This is a genomic window from Paenibacillus sp. MER TA 81-3, from assembly GCF_023713585.1.
Classification (GTDB): Bacteria; Bacillota; Bacilli; order Paenibacillales; family Paenibacillaceae; genus Paenibacillus_B; species Paenibacillus_B profundus.
In genome coordinates this window covers 44,749-53,399 of sequence record NZ_JAMAWB010000037.1, presented here as the reverse complement: position 1 = coordinate 53,399, position 8,651 = coordinate 44,749, and the positions used below count along the sequence as shown (strand labels likewise).

6 protein-coding genes are annotated in these 8,651 nt (G+C 56.3%); 4 read left to right on the top strand and 2 right to left on the bottom strand.

All coding sequences use genetic code 11. From position 1 onward, the window contains the following. The first annotated feature begins 308 nt into the window (after nt 1–308). Genes M3650_RS30545 through M3650_RS30535 form a run of 3 tightly spaced genes read left to right on the top strand, consistent with a single transcriptional unit; the run spans nt 309 to nt 5,525 of the window. Nucleotides 309–1,553, top strand: a complete 1,245-nt coding sequence (locus M3650_RS30545) for an AAA family ATPase (RefSeq protein WP_251580068.1) — start codon at nt 309–311, stop codon at nt 1,551–1,553. Then, on the top strand, nt 1,550–2,920 hold the full coding sequence (locus M3650_RS30540) for a DUF58 domain-containing protein (RefSeq protein ID WP_251580067.1): 1,371 nt from the start codon (nt 1,550–1,552) through the stop codon (nt 2,918–2,920). Before M3650_RS30545 ends, M3650_RS30540 begins: the two co-directional genes overlap by 4 nt. After that, a complete protein-coding gene (locus tag M3650_RS30535) occupies nt 2,880–5,525 on the top strand; it encodes a transglutaminase TgpA family protein (protein ID WP_251580072.1) in 2,646 nt (881 codons plus the stop codon). The genes M3650_RS30540 and M3650_RS30535 overlap by 41 nt, the downstream gene beginning before the upstream one ends. A 112-nt stretch (nt 5,526–5,637) precedes the next feature. On the opposite strand, the gene M3650_RS30530 is transcribed toward M3650_RS30535, so the two are convergent. Then, nucleotides 5,638–6,606, bottom strand: coding sequence for a carbohydrate deacetylase (locus tag M3650_RS30530; protein ID WP_251580066.1), 969 nt, complete (start codon nt 6,604–6,606; stop codon nt 5,638–5,640). 320 nt (nt 6,607–6,926) lie between these two features. Here M3650_RS30530 and M3650_RS30525 point away from each other — a divergent pair, with 320 nt between their 5' ends. After that, entirely contained in the window at nt 6,927–7,967 is a 1,041-nt protein-coding gene (locus M3650_RS30525; protein WP_019420256.1) for a LacI family DNA-binding transcriptional regulator, read from the top strand. An 88-nt stretch (nt 7,968–8,055) separates the two neighbouring features. On the opposite strand, the gene M3650_RS30520 is transcribed toward M3650_RS30525, so the two are convergent. Then, entirely contained in the window at nt 8,056–8,622 is a 567-nt protein-coding gene (locus M3650_RS30520; protein ID WP_019420255.1) for a helix-turn-helix domain-containing protein, read from the bottom strand. Nucleotides 8,623–8,651 lie beyond the last annotated feature (29 nt).

Sequence of the window (8,651 nt, the reverse complement as noted above, 5' to 3'; positions counted from 1 at the left end):
CCGAGAAAATGGGATGAAAGTGAGAAAGGAGGAACGGAGCGTAGGGGAAACCTACGTGAGTACCGGAGTTTCCACATGAGTCCGAGTTTCGAAGCCGAGATACTGTCAGTGCAGCATCGTTATCAAATGAGTCCATTTTAAACATCCTCTAGCAGGTTTATAAACTATTAATTTGGGCGAGACTAATGCTAGAACGGCCCGGGACGGTTCACAGTACGTGCGTAGATGCGCGGGAATCGTTCCGGGCTTTTTGTTGTTGTCATTTCACAATCTATGAATATGGATAAGTTTGCAAGGGAGGGAATCACGTGTCCAATGATATGAAATCTAGCAAGGATGGTCCTGTTGCCCGGGATTATGATGTATGGCTTGCCGCGTTTGCGGAACGAGGCTGGACCTCTTTCATGGAACGATTGGAGCAGGTAGTCGTCGGGAAGCGGGAGGTGATCCGCCTGGCCGGTCTGGCGATGTTGTCGGGCGGGCACATTCTGCTCGAGGATGTGCCGGGCGTCGGCAAGACGCTGCTGGCGCGCACCCTGGCGCAAGTGGCGGGCGGCAGCTTCCGGCGCATACAGATGACGCCTGACATGATGCCTGCCGATATTACCGGCAGCATGATGTGGGAGCCGTCCTCCGGCAGCTTCCGGCGCATACAGATGACGCCTGACATGATGCCTGCCGATATTACCGGCAGCATGATGTGGGAGCCGTCCTCCGGCAGCTTGCGGTACAGCGAAGGCGCGTTGCACGCGAACGTCGTGCTGGCGGACGAGCTGAACCGGGCTCCGGCACGCACGCAGTCCGCGTTGCTGGAGGCGATGGAGGAGGGGACGGTCACGGTGGACGGGGTGACGCGCGCTTTGCCGCAGCCGTTCCTGGTAGTGGCGACGCAAAACCCGATCGCCTTCGAAGGCACGTACCGGATGCCGGAGGCGGAGATGGACCGCTTTGCGATGCGGCTGTCGCTTGGCTATCCGCAGGCGGATCAGGAGGCAGACATGCTGCTGCGGCAGCAGGAGGGAACGCCGCTGCGCCGTCTGAAGCCGCTCTGGTCGCCGGAGGAGTGGCAGCTTCTAATCGAGCGCGTGCGTCAGGTTCACCTCGACGTCGTCCTGTGCCGCTACATGGCGGACTTGGCTGATGGGACGCGCTGCCATCCGGCAGTCAAGCTGGGCGTGAGCCCAAGGGGAACGTTGGCATTGATGCGGGTAGCCCAAGCGCATGCTTGGGTGGAGGGGCGTACTTATGCCGTTCCCGAAGACGTGCAGGCGGTCGCGCTGCCGGTGTTGGCGCATCGGCTGCTGCTGCAGCGCGAAGCCTCGCTAGCGGGCGCAACGGAGGAAGAGGTGCTGGCCGAGGTGCTGCTGCACACGGCAGTCCCTGGATTTCCGACCGGCGCGAAAGGTGCAGGCAGACCTGCCAAGCCGATGCGGCAGCCAGAGGAGCGCGGGCGAGCGGCATCCCGGTACGTCAGTCCTCGAACGCGGCCGGTGTCAGGGGCTCCCGCTCGTTCGGCAGGCAGCCGCATCTGGTTCGGAGGGTTGTTCCGATGAAGCTGTCGCTGCGTTATGCGTTCACTGCGCTTGGCTGCGGGCTGCTCGCCTTTCTCGGCCTGTATCGCGAGAGCGCGGCTGAATGCTTCCTTGCCATTCTGCTCGCCTTTATGCTGATGCACGGGCTATGGCTCTACCGGACAGGGACCAAGCTGCGCTCCGTACAGGTTGTTCATAAGCCTTCTGGCGAATGGAGCTCAGGGCTGGAGGCGATGCGCTTCAAGGTTACGCTTGCCTCAAGGCGGCGTCTGCCTGCGCTCTGGCTTATGGCGACGGATGTATGGACGCGCACAGGCGGAGATGGAGGAGCTTGGATCTGCCGCAGGCTGTTGTTTCCCCGCGGCCGGCGCGCGATCACCTATATGAGTTCCTTCGAGGGAGCGCCGCGCGGCGTCTACCAGCTGGCTCGGACGGAGCTGACGATCGGGGATTGGTTCGGCTGGTTCGGACGAACAGTGTCGCTCGCTGCAGAAGAAGCGGACGCGCCGATACGCGTCATCCCGCCACTTGCCGTTGTAAGCGAGCCCTTCGACAGAACTGTGCAAGCTGGAGCAGCGCCATGGGATATGGAGCCGGACGCGAATGATAGCAGTGAAGTCGATGGCGATGCGAGCCGAGTAATGCGGCACAGCGCATCCGGAATGCCTGGAGTGGAGCTGCAGCCTTACCGTACAGGTGCTCCGCAGCGAGCCATCGACTGGCGTACCTATGCCAAGCGCCGTGTTCTTGCCGTCCGGCCGCTAGAGTCGGGAACGGCGGCCGCTTGCCTCGATCTCGTTGTCGATGACACTGACTGGCGGACTGCTTCAAGTGACAGTGACAAGTCTGCTCCGAGGCATACAAACCGGGACGGCTCTGGCGCCATAAGCCGGCATGCAGCAGAGATGGAAGCCGTGCTGTCCGCAGCAGCGATGGCCGTACGGGAGGCGACGGAGAATGACATCTCCGTCCGGCTCATATGGCTTAGCGACGGCACTGCGATTGAAGGGACCTGGAATGCGGTCATTGCTCTTGCGGCGGAACGCCTAGGCGAGCGCGTCGAGCTTCCTTGGAAGCTGGATCAGGGACCGTCGCAGCCGGACAGCACGACAAGCGGGAAACTGACGGTCGTAAGCTTGAGCCGGGATGGGGCCGCTGTCAAGCGGGTGCTGGCATACGCTGGCGCCAAGGATATTGAGCGGTGGCTTGTTGCTGAGCAACACCTTGAAGCTGTTCAAGCGTTCCAATCGGCCCAAGCCAATTCAGCTGCTAATTTCAACGAACGGCCCTATCGCGCTAAGTTCGCATTTACCGGACCTGGACGCGCCGGGCGAAAAAGAGGTGAGAATGATGCGCACGCCGAGCATCCGGCAACATTTGAAGGGTAACGAGCATCAAGCGGGACGGCCTGCCGAGGCGCAACGGGAGTCAGGGCGAAATGGATTGACCTTGTGGAAGCACGCCGTGTTTTCCGCGCTGCTGTATGCATTGTTCGCCGAATGGTTTTATCCGCTGCATCAATTCGGCCGACAGATTGATTTAGATGACATTCGGCCTTTTTTATGGGCGATAGCTATTTATTTAGGGATAGGCCTCGTTATCCGCAACACAGCCTGTTCCCTTATCCTGCGGGGAGCAGCAGCCATCGGCGTAACTGCATGGATGTTCGGCTCCGTCCGGCATAACTATGAAGCAGATTCCGTCAGCGGGGTGCTCTCTTTCTTTTCGGGCATCATGTCGGAAGGGTTATCGCTCATGGCGTCGGCCCTCTCATCGGATGTGAGCCGCTGGCTGGATGGGAAGTGGCTCAGCACGAGCGGGGAGACACGCACGCTGCTGCTGCTAATCGGCTGGGCGATGCTGACGGCTTCCATTCAATCGCTGATGCTGAGCAGGCGGACGGTGCTGTTTTTTTCTATCGCTACTCTCTGTTATTTATTCGGATTTCAATGGGGATTCGGCATGGATGCGACGATGTCGATTATCCGCACGGTGGGCTGGAGCTTGCTGCTGTCGGCGTGGCTCCACCTGGACGATCACCTGGCGTTGGAGACGGAACGCGGCCAAAGCAGCCGCTCGTTCCGCTGGCTGCTGTCCTCCCTAATCGCAACAGCGGCGGTAGTCGGCATAGGGGTCGGCCTGTTGAACGCGCATGAGTGGGCAAATCCGCGATCCTTGCCTTCGCTGCAGGAATGGACGAAGTCGTTGACCGCCTCCTACAGTTCAAGCTTCAACCCTCCGGGACAGACAGCAGCCTATGCCGTCAATAAGGGGGTGAATCCACAGACAGGTCTTACGGGATATAGTCAAGACGATACGCAGCTAGGCGGTCCGATTCAGGATGATTCGCGCCTGCTGTTCACAGCTGCTTCGCCGGAGCCGACGTATTGGCGCGGGGAGAGCAAGACAGTCTATACCGGACAAGGGTGGACGTCGAAGCCGGAGCAGGCACAGACATTGGATGCGTCGGGAGCGCTGCGGGACGATTCGACCGCCACGCTCAAAGGATGGTCGGACCCGATCACGCAGACGATAACGGAGTCCCGGTTCATGCCGGAGCTTCCGCTTCTGTTCGGCGGCAAAGTGGAGAGGCTTATTTCGTGGTCACGCAATGGGGCTGACCCTGACCTGGCGCAGAGCTTGCCGGTACTGCGCTACCATCCTATCGGCGAACGATATGAAGCGGCAACGTCTGGGCAAGCTTCATCCGTAACGTATCAATATGAAACGCGCGTGTTCCGCTTGGACGAAGAGATGCTGCGGACAGTTGCAGAGAGTCCCGCGCCGCGAGAGACCCAACTGCCAGAAGAGGTCCGGCGTCTTGGCTTGCAGCTTCCCGCCTCTTTACCGGGGCGTGTGCGCGAGCTCGGTGCCCGGTTGACCGCCGGGGCAGACACGCAGTACGACAAGGTGCAGCGCATTCAACAATTTTTGCTGCGGGAATATACGTACACGAAGACAGAGACTTCCGTTCCGCCAGAGGGAAGGGACTTTGTCGACTACTTTTTGTTCGATGCCCGCCAAGGGTACTGTAATCACTTCTCGACAGCAATGACCATTCTGCTGCGCACGCAAGGAATTCCTGCACGGTGGGTTAAAGGATTCTCCCCAGGCGAAGCGCAATCACCCGGCCATTATGCCGTGCGCGCTTCGGATGCGCATGCATGGGTGGAAGTGTATTTTCCTGCTGTCGGCTGGGTTCCGTTCGAAGCGACCCCAGCTATCAGTCTGACAGGCGGGTCTGATACGGGGGTGGCGGATGTCGTTATGCATTCTGTCGCCCAAGATCGGATAGAGGCGGAGGCTGGTGGAACTGACTCACATGCGATGGTATTAACCTATGATACGCCAGCGGATGTCAAAGAATTGCTCGAGCAATCACTGCAGCCGCAAGCGCCGCTCACCGGCTGGGAGCGGGTGCAGCATGCCGGCTCCGTCGCCGTTCAAGCTTGGCGGAATGGGGTGGAGGAGATAAGGAAGCATTTCGTCTCGGAATGGGAGACACTGACACAGCTTAGCTCGGTATGGAAGCGGCTGACCTCTGGAGAAGAGGGCTTGTCCGCATTTGCGGCTCTCCTTCGCCATCTCATAACACGGATGCCGATATTGATCATCCTTAGTGTGTGGATGATTGCCTTGCTGTTGTTCCTAAGCGTTAAGCGGTGGCGCAAGATGGCTCCGCAGTGGCGTCTGCGCCGGCTCGTTCGGGAGCAAGAGCGCCGATTCCAGAACGAACGTGTGCAAGAAATGGGACGCATTGCTTGGCAGCTTATCGAACGCAAGTATGGCGAGCGCCCTTGCGGCATGACATGGAGCGAATACTTGACTATGAAGCGCAATTCAATGAGCTTGTCCGAGCCGTTGAGCGGTTCGCCACTCGAGCAATTCATTGCGGATTGCAATGCTCTGATCTTTGCCGGCCCACAGGGAGAGCGGGCGGTGAGGCAGCGCTTTTTAGATGGGTGCGCCTTCGTGCTTCGCCAATGCACGTAATATAACGTAATATAGCAGCCATATGCAGCGATAGTTCATGTACGCTGACGGATGCCATATAACTGCAGTATCATAAAAGCCTCCTGCCGCTGATGCAGACCGCAACCTGTTGTTACCGGTGCGGTCTGCTCGTTCGATTTCGGCCTTGCTTTCGATTGCGTTTTTTTTGATTTACGGATGTACTGGAGTTATGTCGTGTGGCCCTGCTCTTTTTGCCTCTCCGCTTTCTCAGGCGAGAAGCACTCTGGCGGGTTCTTGCGGTTCGCGGTTCATGAGCGGGTATCAAAATCTGATTTGGTGTTGACAACGCGGCATCTGTCATCTCCACGAGTATGTTTCTTGCTTCAGCCAATTGTCCATAATGGATAAGCCGGATGTGTGGCCTGTTCTGGAGAACGGACATGATGGAAGCGTCTGTAAATACGCGCAGTTCCGCTTCACGCGGCTCGATCCATTGGGAATATCGCCGTACGTCCGCATCAATATAACCGGGATGGCATAGTAGTTCCGACACACCGCATGGCAGTTGATCCAGAAGAGAGATGAGATGTTGAACGCTAGTGTCCCGATCATACGTATGCATAATGAGATGGTCGGCGGCGTAAGGAAGCTCGATGTCCGGACGATCCGGATGCACTCGCAATGGCAGACGCAGAAGCTGGGCGAATCGCTTCAAGACCCGATATACGACAGGACTGTCAAAATGAATATGACAATGCGAATCGACATGTGTCGGCGCTAGCCCATTGGATATCATGAGACGATATTGAGCGTACAGCTCTCGTTCGACGTCTTGTTCTATCCAATCCGCATGCGTACCGTTAAATGTTCGGTCATGACGAATAAGAGAATGGACTTGTGCCGGTTCGGATATGGGGCTTCCATAAGTTAAGTTAAAATGCAAACCGACTCCGAGCGAAGGGATGGCCTTCGCTAACGAAACCGCATCATAGAAGCCAGGCATGTTGACCATGAGTGAAGTGCTGGTTACGGTTCCGGCGTGGTGTGCTGCTGCAATTCCCTCATTTACGCTGCGTGATAATCCGAAATCATCCGCGTTAATAATAAGAAAGTGATGCATGGTTCATCCCTGCCCCCTTGCTCCCATCATTTCATTTCTATTGAACATGAATCTTTAGTTTAAGCGAATTGATATTATATAGCGGTTCGTCCGAATGGGGAAGGACTGTAAGGACCGAGAAGTCATTCTGTATACAGTAAATGCAAATCAAGGAACGAGGGAATAGGCTTCTCGCCTAAACGTTGATGCATTCGGGCGAACGTCTGTATCGATGCGCACCATGCTCCAGCTCTTTTCATTCGTCCATCCAGCCAGTATAATTTACCATACAAAATCATTGCAAAAGCCTAACGAATTTGTAATCGGGAGGGAAGCGGAGTATGGCCACCATGAAGGATATTGCAGAACAAGTCGGAGTATCCATTTCAACCGTGTCTCGCGTCTTGAATCACGATAACAGCCGGCGCATTAGTGAAGAGACGAAGCACAAAATTTGGCAGGCGGCCAAGCAGCTCAATTACCGCACGAACCTCGCACCCAGACGTTCGGCAACAACGGGGCAGCGAGCTCAGTCCCAATCTTCTGCCAAAACAATCGGCTGCATTTTATCCCTGCCGGACAACAAGTATAATCATCCCTACTATTCCCCGATTCTGCAGGGGATTGAAGCGAAGCTGCTGGAAGAGGGCATTACGCTCTCTTTCATTCATACACAGGCTGAATTAAAGAGCGAGGCTGTGCGGCATGCGCTGCTGCAAGACAGGCCTCCAAGCGGCATCATCTGTGTGGAAGGCATGGATAAAGCGACCTACCGCTGGTTGAAGGAGCGGGTTCCATTTATGGTTGGCATCGATGTGGCGGATCCGGATATTCCGGTCATCTCCTACGATCGCATGAATGCCGCGCGAACAGCCGTGCAGCATCTGCTCAATCACGGACACCGCCACATCGGATTTATCGGAGGGGCAGGTCTGTTCGGGCAGATGGAACGGGAGAAGCGATACCGCGGATACAAGCTTGCTTGTGAGGAGGCGGGGGTCGAAGTTCGACCGGAATGGACGATTGATGCCGCGTGGGATGCCGATCGCAGCTATAAGGAAATGCAGCTTCTGCTTCAGCAGAAGCACCGTCCAACGGCGATGTTCTGTGCCAGCGACATGATGGCCATTGCGGCGATGCGGGCTGTCATCGAGCAAGGGCTGCACATTCCGGATGACATGGCGTTCATCGGGATCGATGATATCGAATTTTCCAGATACAGCTCGCCTCCGTTATCTTCGATTCATATCCCAAAATTTGAGATGGGCTATGCCGCCGCCAAGACGCTGCTGGACAGCATGCACAATCCGTATCCGTTTCCGTTCCGGATGCTGCTGCCGTTTCGCCTCATGAATCGGGAGTCGACGATGAAGCTCCAGTAACTATCTTGACCCATTAAACACACCTTGAGCGGAATTTTTATCCGTCAAGGTGTGTTGTCATTCCGGAGGACGATATCGCCCCTCCGGCTTATTTATTTGCAGCCGGATAATGGATTAGCGTAATGAAACGGATCGGCTTGTCTGTTACATTTGTATAGGTGTGGCTTTGATTCGCCGTGAAGCGCATTGCCATGCTGGGATGGAGCACATAGGTCTTGCCGCCGATAACAACGTGCAGTTCCCCTTCCATGCCCATGATGAATTCATCCACTCCGTCGTAGTGCGGCTCGGACGTATAGGAGCAGCCTGGCTCGATGACGACGCTGTATACTTCGAATCCCTTGTCCTGTTCAAAAGGAAAAATGGGGTATGCGCGGTACGATCCTTCTTCCTCCACCAGCGGCGAGGTATCTTCCATATGGACAACCGTGACGTTCGGTGTCGATTCCTCCATCAGCGTAGCGAAGGAAATGCGCAAGCCGTTCACAATTTTCCATAATACAGAGATAGTAGGATTAGACTCTCCGCGCTCGATTTGCCCGAGCATGCCCTTGCTGACACCGCTCATTTCAGACACTTGATCCAAGCTTAAATTCCGCGATTTGCGTATATCCTGAAGGTTTTTTCCGATTTTTTTGTGTATCGGTTCGTGCATTGCCGATCTCCTCTCCAACGATTCGTACA